The organism is Fibrella aquatilis (genome assembly GCF_017353255.1).
Taxonomy (GTDB): domain Bacteria; phylum Bacteroidota; class Bacteroidia; order Cytophagales; family Spirosomataceae; genus Fibrella; species Fibrella aquatilis.
The window spans coordinates 1-17,619 of the sequence record NZ_JAFMYU010000009.1; the positions used below are offsets into that span (position 1 = coordinate 1).

General features: G+C 49.5%; 17 protein-coding genes. 3 read left to right on the forward strand and 14 right to left on the reverse strand.

Annotated features, from left to right (window positions below; genetic code table 11):
* Positions 1-1,019: 1,019 nt before the first annotated feature.
* The 14 genes from J2I48_RS12655 to J2I48_RS12720 all read right to left on the reverse strand — a co-directional run bounded on the left by J2I48_RS12655 (position 1,020) and on the right by J2I48_RS12720 (position 15,486).
* Positions 1,020-2,120, reverse strand: coding sequence for an SMEK domain-containing protein (locus J2I48_RS12655; protein WP_207335824.1), 1,101 nt, complete (start codon positions 2,118-2,120; stop codon positions 1,020-1,022).
* A 189-nt stretch (positions 2,121-2,309) separates the two neighbouring features.
* Positions 2,310-4,184, reverse strand: a complete 1,875-nt coding sequence (locus J2I48_RS28725; protein WP_207335825.1) for a YecA family protein — start codon at positions 4,182-4,184, stop codon at positions 2,310-2,312.
* 366 nt (positions 4,185-4,550) lie between these two features.
* Positions 4,551-5,111: a conjugal transfer protein TraO gene (locus J2I48_RS12665; protein WP_207335826.1), complete on the reverse strand. Its 561-nt coding sequence runs from the start codon at positions 5,109-5,111 to the stop codon at positions 4,551-4,553.
* Between the two features lie 3 nt (positions 5,112-5,114).
* Positions 5,115-5,966, reverse strand: coding sequence for a conjugative transposon protein TraN (gene traN / locus J2I48_RS12670; RefSeq protein ID WP_229376197.1), 852 nt, complete (start codon positions 5,964-5,966; stop codon positions 5,115-5,117).
* 350 nt (positions 5,967-6,316) lie between these two features.
* Positions 6,317-7,837, reverse strand: a complete 1,521-nt coding sequence (gene traM / locus J2I48_RS12675) for a conjugative transposon protein TraM (RefSeq protein ID WP_207335828.1) — start codon at positions 7,835-7,837, stop codon at positions 6,317-6,319.
* Positions 7,838-8,065: 228 nt separating this feature from the next.
* A complete protein-coding gene (traK, locus tag J2I48_RS12680) occupies positions 8,066-8,680 on the reverse strand; it encodes a conjugative transposon protein TraK (protein WP_207335829.1) in 615 nt (204 codons plus the stop codon).
* Positions 8,677-8,934, reverse strand: coding sequence for a hypothetical protein (locus J2I48_RS12685; RefSeq protein WP_207335830.1), 258 nt, complete (start codon positions 8,932-8,934; stop codon positions 8,677-8,679). Before J2I48_RS12685 ends, traK begins: the two co-directional genes overlap by 4 nt.
* Positions 8,935-8,974: 40 nt before the next feature.
* The gene (locus tag J2I48_RS12690; protein WP_207335831.1) at positions 8,975-10,258 is read right to left on the reverse strand and encodes a TraJ family protein; all 1,284 of its coding nucleotides are present in this window, start codon (positions 10,256-10,258) and stop codon (positions 8,975-8,977) included.
* Positions 10,259-10,303: 45 nt separating this feature from the next.
* Positions 10,304-11,302: a TrbJ/VirB5 family protein gene (locus J2I48_RS12695; protein ID WP_207335832.1), complete on the reverse strand. Its 999-nt coding sequence runs from the start codon at positions 11,300-11,302 to the stop codon at positions 10,304-10,306.
* A 22-nt stretch (positions 11,303-11,324) separates the two neighbouring features.
* Positions 11,325-13,820 (reverse strand): TraG family conjugative transposon ATPase, encoded by a 2,496-nt coding sequence (locus tag J2I48_RS12700; protein WP_207335833.1) that lies wholly within the window; start codon positions 13,818-13,820, stop codon positions 11,325-11,327.
* Positions 13,817-14,155, reverse strand: a complete 339-nt coding sequence (locus tag J2I48_RS12705; RefSeq protein WP_207335834.1) for a DUF4133 domain-containing protein — start codon at positions 14,153-14,155, stop codon at positions 13,817-13,819. The genes J2I48_RS12700 and J2I48_RS12705 overlap by 4 nt, the downstream gene beginning before the upstream one ends.
* Positions 14,152-14,604: a DUF4134 family protein gene (locus tag J2I48_RS12710; RefSeq protein WP_207335835.1), complete on the reverse strand. Its 453-nt coding sequence runs from the start codon at positions 14,602-14,604 to the stop codon at positions 14,152-14,154. Before J2I48_RS12710 ends, J2I48_RS12705 begins: the two co-directional genes overlap by 4 nt.
* On the reverse strand, positions 14,601-15,137 hold the full coding sequence (locus J2I48_RS12715; protein WP_229376199.1) for a DUF4134 family protein: 537 nt from the start codon (positions 15,135-15,137) through the stop codon (positions 14,601-14,603). The genes J2I48_RS12710 and J2I48_RS12715 overlap by 4 nt, the downstream gene beginning before the upstream one ends.
* Positions 15,138-15,147: 10 nt before the next feature.
* Positions 15,148-15,486 (reverse strand): DUF4134 domain-containing protein, encoded by a 339-nt coding sequence (locus tag J2I48_RS12720; RefSeq protein WP_207335836.1) that lies wholly within the window; start codon positions 15,484-15,486, stop codon positions 15,148-15,150.
* A gap of 256 nt (positions 15,487-15,742) precedes the next feature.
* Here J2I48_RS12720 and J2I48_RS12725 point away from each other — a divergent pair, with 256 nt between their 5' ends.
* From J2I48_RS12725 to J2I48_RS12735, 3 genes are all read left to right on the forward strand, one after another.
* Entirely contained in the window at positions 15,743-16,342 is a 600-nt protein-coding gene (locus J2I48_RS12725; RefSeq protein ID WP_207335837.1) for a hypothetical protein, read from the forward strand.
* A gap of 163 nt (positions 16,343-16,505) precedes the next feature.
* Positions 16,506-17,102 carry a nucleotide-binding protein gene (locus J2I48_RS12730; RefSeq protein ID WP_207335838.1) on the forward strand — a complete coding sequence of 199 codons (597 nt, stop codon included), beginning with the start codon at positions 16,506-16,508 and terminating at the stop codon, positions 17,100-17,102.
* A gap of 12 nt (positions 17,103-17,114) precedes the next feature.
* On the forward strand, positions 17,115-17,399 hold the full coding sequence (locus tag J2I48_RS12735) for a hypothetical protein (protein WP_207335839.1): 285 nt from the start codon (positions 17,115-17,117) through the stop codon (positions 17,397-17,399).
* The last annotated feature ends 220 nt before the right edge of the window (positions 17,400-17,619 follow it).

The window sequence follows — 17,619 nt, forward strand, 5'->3', positions numbered from 1 at the left end:
CGCTGACCTGACGGGTAATGGCTTTCAGCCTACTGAACCACAGTACGCTGACCTGACGGGTAATGGCTTTCAACCTACTGACCTAACTCCTACTGAACCACAGTACGCTGATCTAACAGGCAACGGCTTTCAGCCTACTGAACCACAGTACGCTGACCTGACGGGTAATGAAGCCTCCTATGACTCGGGAGGCAGTTCATATAATTCGTCCAGTTCCTACGAGAATGATAGCTATAGCAATACTCCTTCCAACTGGCAGTCAGATTCCTCTCACAGTTCTTCCAGCTGGGATTCAGATTCATCAGGGAACTCTTCAAGTTGGGGTTCGGATTCGTCGAGCAGTTCCTCTAATTGGGGTTCTGACACATCTTCATCAGATAGTCACGAATCGACCAATAGTTCTTACGATAGTAGTAATTCAGAATAGCTCTTCTGGTGAGCAAAAGAGCAAGTAAAAAGTGGTGATTGCGACAGCCCTGCAAAAAGTTGGGCGTTTCGTAACGACCTTGACCACTTTTCAAGGCGATTGTCCTGCTAAAATCAATTCTTGTTTCAGGACAGTGCGAGTAATAAAAAACGAAGCCTAACCGGTACCGGTTAGGATCCATCAGTTGGAGATGTGGGTCTTACGGGTTAAGTCGATAGGAAGGCCAACCACTTGGTTCGTATGAGCACTTGCAAAGACCGATGCAGGATCAGCTTGTTTCGCTCATTACCAAAAACGACCTTGAAGCTATAGATGAACAGAGCGTCGGAGTCATTGAGGTTGGTGCCTAGGGTACAAACTTACAACTCGCTCCAATGTCATATTTTAACCGGTTTAACTTTCCGGTGGTAGGATTGCGCCTAGACACTTTTTGGTGGTTGGGATATCAATTAACACTTCGAGAGAATGCTGCTCAAGAGTTGCATTATCATTAAGCGGACTGAAAACACAAAATCAGTAAAACTGAAAATCATCTAGCCCAATTATTAATTCAGTAGCCAGATCAAACATATTTTAGTAAACGGCAAGAAAATTACTTTAAATCTCGCCTCTTTTCTTCCTCGAAATAATATGTGTGGTGCGAGTTGCTGGGATTTTTCTTGTCATAATGCCCCATACGTCCATATAACACCTTTTCATAAGGTGTATCGTCATTTGCGTATTCCACATAAATTGTTGGGACACCGTAGTAATCATCTGGTTCCATGTCATACTCGACTATATACTCATACGGTATTCTCAAGAATGTATGATAGTTAGCTACTCTGAATTTTTTATCATTTTCTCGTGCATCGCCCCTCAAATCCAGGAGGTCCCAATAGCCATTTTCATCAAAGATCGCTTGATCACCGTGTGAGATTAACTCTATCCCATTTTCATAAAAATTCCAGAATTCACCCTTAAACCAGGTACTAATCTTTGTTTTAGGCGGGTAGTCCACTTCAGGCCAAGTTTTGTCATTCACGGAACGAATGATTACGTTATGATAACGAAACTTAACCCAAGGTTCATACCATAAGCATTCCCATTGCTCTTTACTAACTGTCCTAAGAAGGTCTTTTTGAATACGTTTCTTTAGCGAAAGTTTCTTTTTCAGGGCTATAGCACTACTATTTGGCCTCTTGTGCATCGTACGGATACTCTCTCGACTTAGGAGCTTAGCAATCTTCTCTATTCTGTGAAGTGGTAGTCTAGCTATAATATTCAACACATCCTTGAAATCAAGAATTTGCTCTGACTTATCAAAAGTAATTTCGGATGGTATCACTAATGTCGAATAGCTTTTTTGTTTATCACCTAGTATTACAATGAATACTTGATCATAATCCAGGTGCAGATTGTATTCTATAAATTTGTTTAATGTGGCCTGTATTTTATTCTTTTGCGCAGTTGAAGTGACTTGAATAGCAATTTTATTTTCTTTATCAATTAAATCCGCTGCTGGGTAATTTGCTGCTAATAGATTAGCATTGACCAACTTGTAGTCAAATATTAGATTAAGCATTTCACATAAGGTGTACTCGGAGAAAATATTAGCGTCATATAAATTTAACGAATTCAGGTTTGCGATTTGAACTTGCCACTTTGCAAATTCATTTGAAATGGTCTTCAGTAATAGTTCACGACTATTCATTGATTGTAATATTTTAGCGCGTAATAATATTGAGAGTTAGGCCAAATCTGTGTTTGCCAAGTCACAAAGCCGTTGCCACACCGTAACCCCCGGTCGAAGCTCAAAAGGGCGTAATTTTTCACGTTTACCCTTGACGAGTGTAATCGATCAAGGCTTTTCTGGCCCCTTAGTCGACCTGAGAGCGACTCATCAACTACCACAACATTTTTTATACTTTTTACCAGAATTACACGCGCAACGGTCATTGGGCCGCTGCTTTCGTCGTTTGATAGCGTTATTCGAGCGCTCGTTTTCCTGCGCAAATGAATCGAACATGTCCTTCATATTTGTATAAACCGGTTGATCTATCACCTCTCTTGTGTAAGTTTCTCCTGTGCGTTTAGCGATATAGATTTCATCGAATACGTCAGAATACAGGTGATTTAAGGTGACTATATCGTAATCAGAATCAGCTATCTGTGTTAGGGAATCGTGTCTAATGTAGAAACCCGCAATTTCCAGTTCATCGAGTGCGAATACTTTTCCACTCAATGCGATACGTTGCCGTATATAATCGAATAAGCGATCCGGTCCCCAACCCAGGTAACGCCAAGCATCGAGTAGATTGTCGAGGTCATATATGTTCGTCACCCAGGGGTAAGGGGCATCTTCTTCCTTCTCTAATAGTAAAGTGAGATTGGTGGCTACAATACCATAACTATCTCTGGTCACACAAACAGCATACTGTTCGTCAATATGGGCGGGATCTAACGTTAACAGTAGATTACCTTTCTTGTCGTATAGGGGTACGCGAGAACCCTCGGCGAGTTGCTTTCTGATCCTGTCTGCCTGGTCGTAGGCTTTCTGTATACCCGTTTTGCTCTTAAAAGCTCGCTTGACGCGTTCATAGGCTTTCTCGGGATCACGAAAAGGCTCCGCTGGAGGAGTGGCTTTGGCCTCGACAATCAACAGCTTCTTGTTCCAAAGCAGGATTAGGTCATGTTCATAATGCGAGGTAGGCGTCTCATAGACGGCGGAAAACACCTGCGTATCAGCTGTGAAAAAAGCGACTAGCGATTTCTCAACCTCTTTTTCCAAAACAGCGTCTCGTCTGGTTAAGAAAGCCTCTTTGTACTGACTGTCCAATAAAAGGCGAGAGCCCGTTTGTTCAACAGCGATATAAAGCAGATTAGCCAACGGACACATCGCTACGTCCGGTGTCAGTTCGATCAGTGGCTTTTCCTCCATAGGGTTGCGCTCGGTCAGGTAGAAGTAGCCTTTCGCCTCACCTCGCTTCACGACGAACGCTTTCCAGAAGGCCCTGGCTTTCGTCAAGCCGAAAACCTCAGTTATCCCTTGCAGAGAGATGCTGAAATACTGATTGAAGCCCCGTTGCATTGCACTAACTAGTGCCGTCGCTTCCGGCGTCTGAACTCGTCGGCGCATGACTTCGTCGTCGATATCGAGACGGCCTTCGTTCTCATCCATAAACTTGACAAAATCAGCATGGATTTGCTGAACGCCTCTCATTGATTCGAATAATTCGTCGGTCTGGGTTTGTAGCTTTGCGGAGACCCATTTGGTGATAGCAAGCACATCAGTGGCACTGATCCCCATCGCATCGAGCAATTGCCCATCGAAAGGAGTCAGGTAATGTTGAATCCGGTTCGATACTTGCTCTACTGAAGCGTACAGTCCAGCGGTGAAATATTGTAAGAAAACGGGCATGGCCACCTCCCGAACCTTGTGCCATTGACTGGACAACTGACCTATTTCCTCCTTGGTAGGAAAGAACATCTTTCCGTAAGCGAATACAATGGATTCGAGTAGCTTCTTAGCCTTACGCCAGTCTTGCTGACTAAACTCAACAGCGTGCTTGGGTTCAGTTGTAGTCAGCATCAACCCCAAGAGATAAGGGATTTGCTTGACCTTAGCCGCTAGCGTTTTTGCGTCTATTTCCTCATCCTTATCCAAGTAAAACATGGTCGCGCATGAACTGACAATTGACCTGGTAGAGCGAGTAGCGAGAAAGCTTATCAGTTGATTGATATCTCGTTCTAGGTCTTTGTGAAGTGAGGGATGCATTATTTTACTTTCAGGTGGTCACGCAACAGTTAATGGAGTAGGGCTTTGTCACAAAGATGCGAAGCCTCATTGTCAGAGCCAATCACAAGTAGAATTTACCAGATGGTGATTGCCCTGTCTATTTTTGATCGGCAGTGACTCTACGGCTGTCGCTTAGTTCTCGTGAATCAGTCGAATTTTTACCAGCAACTGCGCCAAAATGCTCAAGAACGAGCCAAGCAGCCAGTGCAAGCGACAAGGCCGAATTGTATTTCTGATGTGTCCTGCTGAAAAGGGTAATTCCTCCAGTACACTCAAAGCCGTGAAAAAGCCGCATCCAGACTCTGCTAGTGCGGCTTTTGGTTAGGGTGATTATTTCGGTACAGTTCACCTGTGGAACCGCCACCCAATTGAAAATAGTGTGTGAAAAGGTTGGATACCTGAGTTAGGTTGCCATCGTTGCCTAATGCTAACCTCTAATGGCGATAGTTCAATATCAAAGCCGACGTCGCCACCAAGCAATAAACGCGAGTTGCCTTGAGGGGCTTTGGTTGAATCAAGCGTAGTTTGCCCAGTTCTAACTGATTCGTATAAAAGGACAGGTTGAATAAAGCCTCGAATAAACCGGGTGCGGAGGGGATTTCGACATAGGTTGAATTCGTAGCCATACCCAACGCCAAACTGGCAGAGATGATGGAGCGATTCAGAACCGGTAATAGGGAGGGGTTTTTGCAACACGCCAAGGGTGGTCTTCCAAGCATTGTATTTTCGGTTGTAAACACCTGTGCTAACCAGCAGGTTTATGCCCAATTGATTATCGGCGAACTGGAAACCGTCAGTTAACCCGACTTGCAGGTCATAAAATCGTTGACCCTTCAGATGAACCTGTGCTATTAGTGGGGTGTACGTGAGGCCGCAAAAAAACAGAAGACAGATCAATTGTTTCATTGTTTATAGTGGCTTAGCTAAGAGAAGTACATCTGCTTCAATCTGGAATCGAAGGTGTCGTCCGCTGTTTTTTTCATACAGTTCGACCTCGATTATACGGTCTTCGGTAAGTGTGGTCAACGGTAGGGCGTATACACAACTCCGTTCTGTTTTGGCACGAAGCATCCTCAGCGTTTCGGGATATTGCGCGTAGGGTTTCAACTCCACATCCTGGGCGGCCATCCGCTTCATCACCTCTTTATCACGCACATAGAACTTGAAAAAGTCTACCTCGTAATCAATCTGGCTGTCGTTACGCACGGCGAATTGCATATATATCACTTTGTCGGCCACATAAATACCTGTCAATAAGTTGGTCACGCGCATTTTCGATGCGCCTATATTGCGGATGAATGGCTTTCGATCAATAATGCGTTCGCAACGATAAGCCACATCACTCTTGACTAGACCCGTTCCTTCGTTAGTCGTGCCCGACAACGTAAACGTGATGGCAGCCGACCTGTTAATGCCCAACGCCCGGCTCGTTTGATCATCGGCAGTGAGGTTGTTGGCGATGTTAATATTCAGGATCTCCGGCTCTTCCTGGTAACGGACCAGAAACGAATAGAAGCCGCCATCTTCCGTGATAACCGTCATGTTGGTTTCCCGGCCTGAATCAGCCCGGCAAAATGCACTGGCCTTCGGATTCGCCTTGACGCGTAGCACATTCGTGATTGTCTGCGGTACTTGGGCCAGCACGTAATCTGTACCAGCGTCGAACTCTTTGATCGTTGCCGGAAAAATGATGTGCGTCGTTTTACGATCCGAAATGCCCAACGGGTATGACCCTTTGACCGCTGATCGGTCGATGGGCAAGAGATACGGTTTTGTGTGAATTGACGCAACCAGGGCTGGGTTAGCTACCCAGACTGGTGGAGCACTAGCTTGCTCTGCCTTTGTTTCAGTGTGGAAGGGTTTAGTACCTATAGTTGATGGAGTTGTTTGAGCATGTAAAGGGGGTGTTGGTCGAATAGGCTGAACTGGCTTGACTGTCATCGGTGTAAGAGCAGCTATCAGTATCGGCGGTTTGGTATTTTGTTTACCTGCGGACAATGTCGAGGAGTGCCTCAGTTTCGGCTTAACCGCTTGAGCTTGAGAACTTAACCAACTAAATACAAGGGAATAAAATAGAATGAAGCGTGTCATTATTGAAGAAGGGAAAGTCGTTAATTCGTGAGCCTGGTCGCCTGTTGAGTTGGCCGAAGCAAAATCCGGTAATTGGGTTTTACCGTGACATGCACGGCAGCCAGTTTTGATTGCAGTAGGGAACGTACTCCCTGAAAAGCTGTATTCGTTACCTGCATGGCCAATTGACTGCCTACCTGCTGCCCAAACGTCCCCTGGGGGACGAAATAATAGGGGGATGACACCGCCTGACCTGCCGAGCTGGCGGCACTTTGAGCTACCCTGTTCTTGTCGGCTAGTTTAGGCACAGCGAGTCCAGCGTGGCCGTCCAAGTCGAAAACGCTAAGCGAAATAGGATAGATGTCTGATTCAATTCGCAACGTAGACACAGCAATGTTCACCCGATCTGGTCCGATGGTACAGATCCCCGCAAGCAACGTGTGCGCGGGGACTGTTACTTGTTTTCCACCAATGGTAAACTGGGTGTCTTCAAGTAGCCGAATCTTAACCGTGCTTCCAGTCTGCACCGTTACCGCATCGCCATCGCCGTGGATTACCGCCGGTATGGATTGACTTTGCACAGGGTCTTTAATACTAGTGACACCATGCTGCTCAGCCAATCCATAAAATCCAGTACTACTTAAATTCATTGCCTTTTGGGCAGGTGAAGCTGACGTACCGCCTGAAGAATAAGCTATGCGACCCTCGTTACTGTCTAACCCTGCTGCGGTCTCAGCGTCGATTTCGCGCTTGAAATACGGTCGGTAGGAGGGGGGCAACTCACCATTATGCAGTTTTTTCAACTGCTCATACTCGGCCATGTTCAGCGACGCTGGACTACTCGGACCTCCTTCCGTTGAACTGCCAGCTAAACGTTGGTTGGCGGTTTCCATCTGACGGAGCAGTGCATCCGCCGTTTTTCGGTCGAGCTCACGTTCCCGTTGGGCGGTTTGCTCTTCGGCCACTTGTTCGCGCCCTTTTGGTGAACGATGCATGGTTCGGTAGATAGCGTCCCGTTCGGCTTGTTGATGATCGAACTGCCGTTTTAGCTCGTTCCGCCGCGTCGATTTTCGTTCAGTGGCAGTCTGATACGGTGCTGTTGCCTGCTTCGCCTGACGATTGATTGTGGCCAGCTCAGCGTCGGTAATTGTCTCGTTAGACCCTCTGGCCGCAGCAGGGTCTTTACCGATCAGCAAATGCGTACTTGCTGCTGACTGCCGGTCCATGGCCGATGGTGAACCCGGTGTTGTTAACGTGCCATCGTAGCCGTACTTGTCGTATTTATCGTGCTGGTCAAGGCCGTGCGGTCGCGCTTCAGGGGGGGCCAGAGATGAGGCACCTCCATCTGTGCCTTCGGTTGTTTTGGGCTGCTGATCCGACGAAATAAACCCGCCCAAAAAGCCGAAAATGGCGATGCCCAGCAGAAACGCAAACCCACCCAGCAGGAGTAGTAGTTGCTTCTTGTCTGCCTTTCCTTTCTGGACGGTTTCGCTACCTGGTGCCGACAATTCAGGTTCCGAGCTTTCGGAAACAGCGGCTTTGTGTGGTTGATTTTGGTGCATGGTTACGTCAGTAAGGCAATGAAATAGAGTAGGAATCCAAGGCCGATCAGGGCCAACAAACAGTTTCGAAAGCGGAAGCCTAGTTGATGTTGGCTGCGATTGAGCAGCGTAGCCACTGTGCGTTCATAGTCAGTTAGTTTGGTGGCTATGACTGTGCCTAACCTGAAAGCGGGATGTCCATCGGCGATGGGCGGATAGTCCGTTTTTGTTTGTCTAAATAGGCTCATCTTATTTACTGTATTCTTGCGTAACGCGTGAAGAGAGGATGTGAAAATCCCGCATGAGAAGACCATTTGGCGTGTTATCCGACCGGTTGACATCGACCAGCGATGTTTCCGTAACCAGGCTTCGATGCACAATGGCCGAGGCCCGTTCCTGCACGAGCCGGGCGTAGGTTATGGCTCTGTATGGATAGTGCCGCAGATCGGCCACAACGGAATCGATTTGTACGCGTTGCGTCACGTTTCCCTGCACCATATCGCGGTAGAAATTCTGTTCTGATAAATTGTTATACAGCCGTTTGGCTGATTCATCACAGAGAAACATAGCCCGCCGAATATTGTCGTCGATGGATTTGGGATCGGGTGATACGGTAAAAAACAGTTCGTGGAAGCGGCCAACGTGGTGGCGCAGTTCAGCCGGGCGATTATCGGTCACGTTGCCGCAAGTTACCTGAATGGCTTCGCCCCGGTTGACGAGGTAGATTCGCTTGCTGAACTCGTTGCTGTATTTGAATGCCAGCCCTACAGCCGTCAGGGCGACAATCAGACTGAAACTGAACGCGGCAATCAGTAGCCAACGTCCACGCTGAAAATCGGTTTCCAGTTGCAGTAATTCCTTCATCGCTTTGGCAGGGAAATGGTAGCAGTTTTCGCTTTGGTTGTTGCTGAGTTGGTTCGCTCATCATAGATGGCAATCGCTGCACCTTTAGGGTGAAAAACGTAGGTGTGCTGTGTGGCGTGACGGTATCGGCTAAAGCTCCAGACGATGGTGCCGATCACAAACAGTGTTAAAAAGAGTAAACTGTAAACGCCTAACATCATCAGCTGTTTGTAGCTGTTTGTCAAGTGTTTACGGTAATAATTGGTAGTGTTCATAGAGCGAAAGGCAAGATATCAGAGTCGAAAAGGCAAGCTATTAGAGTCGGTTTTTCTTGCCGGGGAAAGTCTTACGATAAGCACCGCGCGTGGCTCCTTCTGCTGCTGCGACCGCTCCAGCTCCGGTGCCTACCACCGCGCCGACAACTCCGCCCGCTACGCCTTTCACGCCCCGACTGAAGACACTGCCGCCCGACGACGCACCGGCTCGTGCGCCTCTGGCCGCGCCCCCCGCTACGTGAGCAGCCATCGTAAAGGGAGCTTTGGCAACCCCTCCCGCCACATTCCCACCTAATCGGGCCACGTTGGTGATGCCGCCGCCTATGCGGGAAGCCACGGAATGACCGGCTGCGCTGAGTGGCCTGGCAACGGGTGCCGATACACGTCCCGCCCCAGATTTCGCCAGACTGGTGGCCCCCTGCACCATGGCCCCGACACCGCCAACCGTGACGAGCATGTTAGTCATGGAGGGCACTTGGCAGTAGCCGATGAGGCACATGACCAGAATGCCGATGAACGCCAAACCCATGTATTCTGGCGTGTGCGCTTCGGCTCCCCCCGCGTTGCCCAGTACAATCGTCTTGGGATCATAATAGCTGAGGTACTTAAGCGTGACTTTGAACGCAATGGACGAATACACCGCCGCAACGGTCGGGAGCAACGTGTAGTTGATATACTTGCCAAACCACTCAGCAATGTTGCCCGTCATGCCCGGGAAAACAGCCAGCGCTAGGGCAATTGGAGCACCCATGCGCAGCACGAGCCGGTAGGTGAATGAGATCAAAAACAGCATGCATTCGGCGAGCTGCATTAGAGCCAGCAGAATATCCTGGGTGTAGGAGAGCAGTTCGTATTTAAACTTCTCCGAGTACTCCGCAAAGCTCAGCTTCAGGCTCGACCCAAAGGCATCCGGGTTGAACGACGGGTCTACTTGTCGGAATAATTCGGGATGTTCCCCAATCTCCTGCCACTTGGCATCGACGGTTTGCTGGAGCAGTTTTGTCTGTTCCCCAATCTTCTGGTAGAGCGTTCCGTTTTGCCGTTCCACGGCCGTGCGGATACTTTCCCCCAGCTTGTCGATGCCGTTACAAATGCGGGGCGACAGGCCAATCAACACCATCAGCATGAACGGACGCAGATAGGGAAAGAAATCAATGGCTTCGTTCCGCATAACTTGGCCAACCAGCCGGGAGAATATGTAGACCAGTGCCCCGATGCCGGCTACGGCCCGAATCTTGGATTCGATTAGGGCCGTGATGTCCATGGTCGAAGCCGTCATGTCAGCGTAGAGACCAAGCAGCGTTTTGTACGCGTCGAATAACATAGGGTGTAAGTGATTTGGTACGATTACAGGCTGTGGGTAAGCTACTTAGCCGCCACTGTTCATTTTCTCCTGGCACTCGCGCTGGATAGCGGCCCGTTTCTCTGCGGCGATTTGCCGACCCCGAATGCGTACCAGAATCCCGAACTCTTCGTCCGATACGACATGCCCGTCACGGGGGTCAACGTACCCGTTAAACTTCTTTTGCTCCGGGTCTAAGTAAGGCGGATAAATAATTTTCAACTCGGCTAAAGCCTGTTGTTCTCCCTGCAAATCGGCAATCTGTAGGCGGTCCTGGCATTCCTGCATCAACGCTGACTTGCGGTCCAACTCGGCCTGTTTCTGCTGTTGCTGCTTTGCAATCGTTTCCTCGTCAAGCACCGATTTGGTCCGGTCGGTGTAGTCATCATCATACCCTTTTTCGCCCAGCATCACCTGTACTTCGCCATAACTGCCGGTCATATTCAGGGTGGGTTCAGCCATCGCATACAGGCGGCTGGTCATTTGCCAGTCCTTCTGCGAACGTACCCGGCGCAACGACAGCGTACGCACCTTGTAATAGTAGTTGTTGACCAGCCCCTGAAATTTCTTGGCACTTTCGTAAGCCCGGAAAATCCACTCAATACGGCCTTGGTCATTTATCTCAAACAGGTTTTGCGACGTACCCTGCCGCATATCTTTCAGGATATCGTTGGCTTGGGTACCCATAGCACTGAGGTCATCCGCAATGAGCGAATATTCGGCGGGGTAGATGTGGCCATCTTTGCTCACGACGGTCGAGATGCTTTGTAACGTGCGGGTCGTCTGCTGTACGGTCGAGATCAGTTGTTGCCCCCGGTGGTAGCTCTGCACGGCTCCCTTTACCTTCTGGAGCTTTTCGATAGCCCCAACCATCGTTTTAAACGAGGGCTTTTGAATGAGCTGCATCAGGTTCGATACCGCCGTATGAATGGGATCAGAGACCACGAACTGAGCGTGGAGGTTGGGTGACGCAAGCACGAGGCAAAGCAGTAGCCCGGCCACCCGAAAAATGCGTGTGGTTTGCATAAAAATGAATGGTTTAACTTGGTTAGCCGTCGGCCCGCTCACCCCGTGCCCAGCCCTTCACGGCCGCTTCGAGGTCATTGCCGTAGTGTTGGCTGGCAAGGTCATTAATCGCCTCTACCTCTGAGCGTTCCGTGGTGAAGGTGCCGTAGGCCGTGCTGCTCACCTCCACACCGTACACTTTGCAGTAATCACCCAGCAGCAGGGCCATATCGTTGTACGCTGGTCGGTTCGCGTCTTTGCCTTTGTTGATGCTCAGAATAATGTTGGCCTGCTTTTCCGACAGCGACAGCGTTTGCATCACTTCCGAAAACCGCTTTTCGTAGTTGTGCTGGTCGAGCAGAAACTTGATCGGCGAGTTATTGATAATGGCATCCTTCACGATTGCATTACCAACCAGGTCATCTACTTCCTGCGTGACCACGCCCAGCGACCCGTAATGTTTCCGAACCGTCTTGGAGCACCACTTGAGAAACTGGGCAAAGTTCTCTTTCGCCAGTGCCTTCCAGGCTTCCTCGATGATCAACATCTTCAAAACACCCTTGACACTGAACAGCTTACGCACGTACGTATTCATGATCATAATGGTCGTGATCGGAAACAGTACGGGGTGATCCTTGATGTTGTCCAGTTCATAAATCACGAACGGCAACTCCATCAGGTCGATATTCCGGCGCGAATTCAACAGGTAACCGTATTGATTGTCGGCGTGGAAAGGCCGGAGTACATAGAGAAAATTGTTTAGATCAAACTCCTTGACTGATCCCATGTTCTGCTCGAAAATGGCCGGGTATGTATCGCGCGTAAACTCGTAAAAACTGTCGAAACATGTGAAGGCGTCATCACCTGACTGCCGCGCCCGGCGCATGGTCCCGTAATATTCATGCACAATATTGGCGATGGTTACCTCCTCGGCTTTAGTAGCAGGTTCACCGTCTTTCTTCCACAGTGCCATCAGCAGGTTGGCCAGGGCGTCTTTTGTTTCTTCGTCCGGGTCCAGATCGGCACTGTAGAACGGGTTGAACTCAATCGGGTTATCGGGTTCGTAGGTAATATAACGACCGCCCATCATCGCGCAGAGTCGTTTGTACGATCCCCCAACGTCAACCAGGCTGATATGAACCCCGTGACTCAGCAGGTAGTAGACCATGTTGTTCATCGTGAACGACTTACCCGATCCTGACGGCCCAATCACCATGAAGTTGCGGTTGGCGATGATGCCCCGTTCCATCGGCCCGAAAAACGGATCGACCATGCAGGGCCTGCCGAAGCGGTCCGTCAGCAGCAGCCCATTCTTGCAGAAAAAATCATCCCGGTAGTTCGTCTCCATATTCCAAAGAGCCGTGGCCTCTTCCAGAAAACAGGTGGCCAGATTATCGGCCCCAATCTCGGCGATGTTGCCGGGAATACACGACCAAAACAGCGTCTCCGCGTCGTAATTGGCTAATTTGGGTTTGAAGCCGAGTTTCGAGATGGCGGCTGCCGTTTGCGACCGGTACGTATCGGCCACGTCGGGATCGTGATGAAAAACCAGCACGTTGTAGTGCGACCGTACCACCCGCCGGTTCCGATCCTTCACCTCTTCCATAAACGCGTCCTTCGAGCGAATACTGACCTCATTCTCCTTCGACCAGGTTGCAAACGAATGGTGCCGTTTCACTTCTTTCACCAGTTGGTTGGTCAGGGCGTTGCCATCCTCAATCAGAATCACCTGGTTATAGATGTGGTTGAACGGCAGCAACATACCCAGTGCCGAGCCGGTCGAAATGGGGAAGTGGCTGCTGTCGGTCGAAAACTGCTCCAGCCGGGCCGAGTTGTACACCTCGTTTGGGTAGTCGCCCAGTTCCGAGATGGCGTAAGTATACGTCTTCTGACCAGCAACATGCAGGCCGTCTGTCAGATCAACATCATACAACGTCGGGTCATCCAGAGACAGCGAAAAGTACCGCTGGTATAGACCGGTTTGCTCTTTGTTATCCAGCAAGTCACCCGGCCCAAGTCGCTTCAATTTCAACTTACCCGAATCCTGGTAAATGGCGGCAAACTGATTGACCACGTCCGTAAACTCAGCCCAAGTTTTGGCGTCAAGCATGTGTTTAGGCACTAAATGCCGCCGCAGGAGCGAGGACTGGCTACTTGTTCGCTTCAGTGGCGGCGTTGCTGGGCGTGTCACGTAGAGGTAGCACCGGTGCCGCAGGTAGGGCCGATCCGTGAAATGACGTTCGTTTTCCCAGGCTACGTAATTCGACGTACGCAAAAAGTCGCTTCCGAACGTAGGTGTATATACGTCTTCAATGAAGAAGTCTTGTTTATGCACCATGTAGCCAACCGGTAACACCTTGGTCGCCCTGACCAGAATGTCGTGCAGCGTATCGTATTCCCCGTCAGCCACCGCAAAAATTTCCGGCGACGTCAACTCAAATGCCGCCGTGATGTCGGCGTTTTTAGAAACGATGAAGTGGGTAACCTCGTCGATACAGAGGATTGGGAAGAGATCAGCTAGCGATCTACTTTTTTTCATCGGGTTTTACGAGTAAAGGTGTTGCGGACGGGAATGAGCCGGTTGAACGACTGGTGCTGACAGACAAACGAGGGCTTCGCTTGCCGGATGGGTTGCTTTACGGCCCCCCACCGGCCATAGCGGTTGTTCCGGGAATAGCACCAAAACAACGTACCTGATCCGCCCACCAATAAGCATAGCATAGCCAGTAAAATTGGTGCGCCCAGAATGTAGCCGAACAGGGTCGTGAAGACGGATGTAATCAGGCCCCCGGCTGCATAGTAGAAGTAAATACCCCGTAGTCCCCGAAACTCAATTTCATTGTCGGCACCCCGGTAGATGGGAAAGGATTTCATAGCATAGTGGAGATAATGGAACTCATCAGGAAGAGGAAGGCCAATGAGCCAAACCATTTAAACATGAAGTCATAGAGGTCGTCGTCACCCCGCCGAAATTTCTGAAACACGCGAATCAGACCGATAATAGCCACCACGATGCCCAGTAGCAACGCCGCCCGACTACTCTCCACAACCATCGACTGCGTGTAGACCTGGGCCATGTAATCGCTCCCGCCAAAGGACGACGAAAAGGCACCACTTAGTATAAACCGGTCCACCAGAAAGACCACGCCGCCACAAAAGGCAATGCTGGTTAGCCACAGCACCAGCGGCCCTTCCACGTCTTCGCCCCGGTTCCACTGTTGATAGATCCGGTACCCGGCAATGATCGCCGCCAGCGCGCACAGCCATAACCCAATTGATTTCACCAGCCCGTAGGCCTGAAATTCGTCGAAGAGCAGGATCACTTTGGCATCTGCGTATAGGGTCTGAGCGAGTCAGACGTGTTGCGGTAATAATTCCGGATGGAGTCTACACCGGCATCAGTGCCGGGTTGGTACGGTGTTGCCCCTACTGAGCCGGTTGCCGGATTAGCGATCTCAGAGTTGTCGTCACCGCCTCGGTAGATCAGCTTATCGGTTCCGAACCGGGCTGAGGTGACGCTGGGCATCCGGTAACTAACCCACCCTTGCAAAAAGGATGCGATGATGGCTAAGCCGATCACGGCTGATCCTAGCCGCCAACTCTCTACGGCGAAATCACCCGTTCCGGCTTGCACACGGGCATAAATCCGCAGGCCACCCAGCAAGGCTATCAGCCCACAGACAGCCCAGACAAAGCTCAAAAAGGTAGGCATCCGGCTTAAGATTGGATTGGTAAACTGCCCGTCGATGCCGACTGATGCAACTGGGTTCCCCGACAAGTCTACGTTCTGACCACTGGCCGCAAAAGCCAGCGTTAAGCACCCCATCAGCAGGAGCGTTTTTAGTTTGAACATCATTGGGATACGGTTAGGGCGTTTGGAAGAAGACTGCCTCCAGGATGGCGGCGAACGCCAGTAGGAACAGCACTGACCCACCCCAGTTGACGGCTGATTTTTGGACGTCCTGATCGCCCGCCTGCATTTTGGAATAAATGCGGAAGGCCCCGAAAATCCCGACGATGGCTGCGATTACGTACATAACCGTGGTCATTGGTCGGAAATAGTCCTGTAAATCTTTGGTCGTCTGCGTGAGTACCTGCACACCGGCCCCAATGCCTTTGGTCTGGTTGACGACCTGGGCAAAAGTTGAACTGGTCGTTAGCGCAAGCAGCAACAGCCCCCGCCAAACGGTAGTTATTCGTTTCATGGATTAGTTGAAAAAGCGTTATGTCTCCGGCCAGATGACAGGACAAAGATTAGAATAATGTTTAATAAATTAAATATTTTAGAGTAAAAAATTATTGGAATACTATCAAATAATTAATTAATTGACTGATTGTCAAAGATATAGAATCTATCCTCAATTGGTGAAGGACTAGTCGCCCTGTTTCGATAGCAAACAATGCTTTTCAATCACAGGGCACAGTCCTACTTTTGTCCATACTTTATCCTCTCTTATCGCTATGCATACTATAGTAACTCGTACACTAGCAACCATCAGCCTCGCAGGAAGTCTGTCTGTATTCACGGGCTGCTCGACCAAAAATGCTGACGTTCCTCTGTCAATTGAGCAGCGGAACGAACAATCTACCAACGCCGCTATCCGGGTCAGTGGGAAGTACATGGGCATTCGACTTCAGCTAGATAATAACTATGCAGAAGGTCGTGACAAGGCGAACGCGTACTCACTGGATGTGACGGCCAAAGGCGATTCTGTACAAATCAACCTCTCCGGTGCCGGTACGGCTGGAACATACGACCGTCTCGATTTAGGTACGTATGCCGTCACTTATACTCCCAACGGCAGTAGTAATGGAGGCTATTTTACCGTAAAGAAAGACCTACTGAAGGATTATGTTGCTGTCAGTGTCATTGACCGGGCAATTGCTGGTACGTCTAGTAGGCAGGTCGTCTACTCACTTCCCATTACGGTTTATCAGTATGTTGTCGGTACGCCCAGAGCAGGGCAATTTTCCCCCGTGAAAGCGTCCGACATTTTCACGACAACGCAACGGACACTTGCCATTTTCGCCTTCGAGCGAACGGTAACGCTAGCAAACTAGTAGTTAGCTAACTGACCAATTAAAATAACTCAAATTGCCAATAGTCTGTAAATGAATTGGATAGTTGACTAGTTAACTATAAACCTATAAATTAGATAGCCAACTATTTGATTCGCCCGCTTTTTTCGCCTACTTACCACCGATTTTAGACGCTAAACCGACCATGAAAATAATTACGGTAGCTCATCAGAAAGGTGGAGTGGGCAAAACGACACTGGCCCTGAATCTGGCTTTCTACCTCAAGGACATCAAGCGCGTTGGCATTGTCGACACCGATTTGCAGGGTAGTGTACAAGGCCTCGAAACGCTGCTCGACGGCATTACGCTGGTCAGCTATGAAGCCTTGTTGGAAGGGTCATACCCGGAGTTGGACATTATCATCATCGATACACCCCCGTACCTGACCAACCGACTCAATGACCTGTTTTCGGTATCTGACTTTGTACTCGTGCCCACCAAAGTTAGCTACCTCGATGCGATGGCACTGAAGGCCACGATGGCCTTGCTACAGCAATGCCAGGCCGAGCGACCTGATCTGAAAGCCGGCATTGTACTGAACATGGTGAAGCCACGCACGTCGATGAACCGGGAGATCAAGGACATCTTAGACGCGTACCCAATTCCAACGCTCAACACGCGGATTCACGAGCGAGTAAGCTATATCCGTTCCGTAATAGCGGGAGGAATCGTCCAGTTAGAAGACGGCAAAGCCCATGAGGAAATGGCGGATCTGGCCGACGAAATTATCAATCAAATTTAATCAACCGATACCATGGCAGAATCGCTAAAGGAACGCCAGGCAAGGCTGGCCGAGAAACTCAAAACCGAACCGCACAAAGCGCCCATCCAGGAAGTAAACCCAGTAGCGGAGCCTGATAAAACACCCCAGCGAGAAAGTACCAATAACTCAGTGATTGACGATCTGGTCCAGTTCAACGTAAAGGTTCCTAAGGCGATGGCCAAGGCCGTTCGCCAAGTATCACTCGATGAGGACAAAGACATCCGCGACATTGTGCAGGAAGCAATCAAAGCCTACCTGGACGCTCGTAAAGGTTGAGTTGTCAGTGTTCACGCTTTGCTTTATATCATTCGACTTTTAGAATGGACCAATACAAGCTATTCACTTCATGGAAGTGTTTGTTCAACACCTAACCGTTGCTATACCTTAACCGTAGTTAACCGATAGCCATGCGGATACGCCCACTAAATCGTTTTGACCAAATTTAAGCCGACTCTTTACTCAACCACCTTTAAGCCGCCGCATCACCTCTATTTCG

What these genes read in the sequence shown, in the direction of transcription:
- J2I48_RS28725 (WP_207335825.1), bottom strand. Translation starts at nt 4,184, where the DNA reads ATGCATCCCTCACTTCACAAAGACCTAGAACGAGATATCAATCAACTG.
- J2I48_RS12690 (WP_207335831.1), bottom strand. Translation starts at nt 10,258, where the DNA reads ATGTTATTCGACGCGTACAAAACGCTGCTTGGTCTCTACGCTGACATG.
- J2I48_RS12685 (WP_207335830.1), bottom strand. Translation starts at nt 8,934, where the DNA reads ATGAACACTACCAATTATTACCGTAAACACTTGACAAACAGCTACAAA.
- J2I48_RS12715 (WP_229376199.1), bottom strand. Translation starts at nt 15,137, where the DNA reads ATGATGTTCAAACTAAAAACGCTCCTGCTGATGGGGTGCTTAACGCTG.
- J2I48_RS12730 (WP_207335838.1), top strand. Translation starts at nt 16,506, where the DNA reads ATGAAAATAATTACGGTAGCTCATCAGAAAGGTGGAGTGGGCAAAACG.
- J2I48_RS12705 (WP_207335834.1), bottom strand. Translation starts at nt 14,155, where the DNA reads ATGAAATCCTTTCCCATCTACCGGGGTGCCGACAATGAAATTGAGTTT.
- traM (WP_207335828.1), bottom strand. Translation starts at nt 7,837, where the DNA reads ATGCACCAAAATCAACCACACAAAGCCGCTGTTTCCGAAAGCTCGGAA.
- J2I48_RS12655 (WP_207335824.1), bottom strand. Translation starts at nt 2,120, where the DNA reads ATGAATAGTCGTGAACTATTACTGAAGACCATTTCAAATGAATTTGCA.
- traK (WP_207335829.1), bottom strand. Translation starts at nt 8,680, where the DNA reads ATGAAGGAATTACTGCAACTGGAAACCGATTTTCAGCGTGGACGTTGG.
- J2I48_RS12700 (WP_207335833.1), bottom strand. Translation starts at nt 13,820, where the DNA reads ATGAAAAAAAGTAGATCGCTAGCTGATCTCTTCCCAATCCTCTGTATC.
- J2I48_RS12695 (WP_207335832.1), bottom strand. Translation starts at nt 11,302, where the DNA reads ATGCAAACCACACGCATTTTTCGGGTGGCCGGGCTACTGCTTTGCCTC.
- J2I48_RS12735 (WP_207335839.1), top strand. Translation starts at nt 17,115, where the DNA reads ATGGCAGAATCGCTAAAGGAACGCCAGGCAAGGCTGGCCGAGAAACTC.
- J2I48_RS12665 (WP_207335826.1), bottom strand. Translation starts at nt 5,111, where the DNA reads ATGAAACAATTGATCTGTCTTCTGTTTTTTTGCGGCCTCACGTACACC.
- J2I48_RS12725 (WP_207335837.1), top strand. Translation starts at nt 15,743, where the DNA reads ATGCATACTATAGTAACTCGTACACTAGCAACCATCAGCCTCGCAGGA.
- J2I48_RS12720 (WP_207335836.1), bottom strand. Translation starts at nt 15,486, where the DNA reads ATGAAACGAATAACTACCGTTTGGCGGGGGCTGTTGCTGCTTGCGCTA.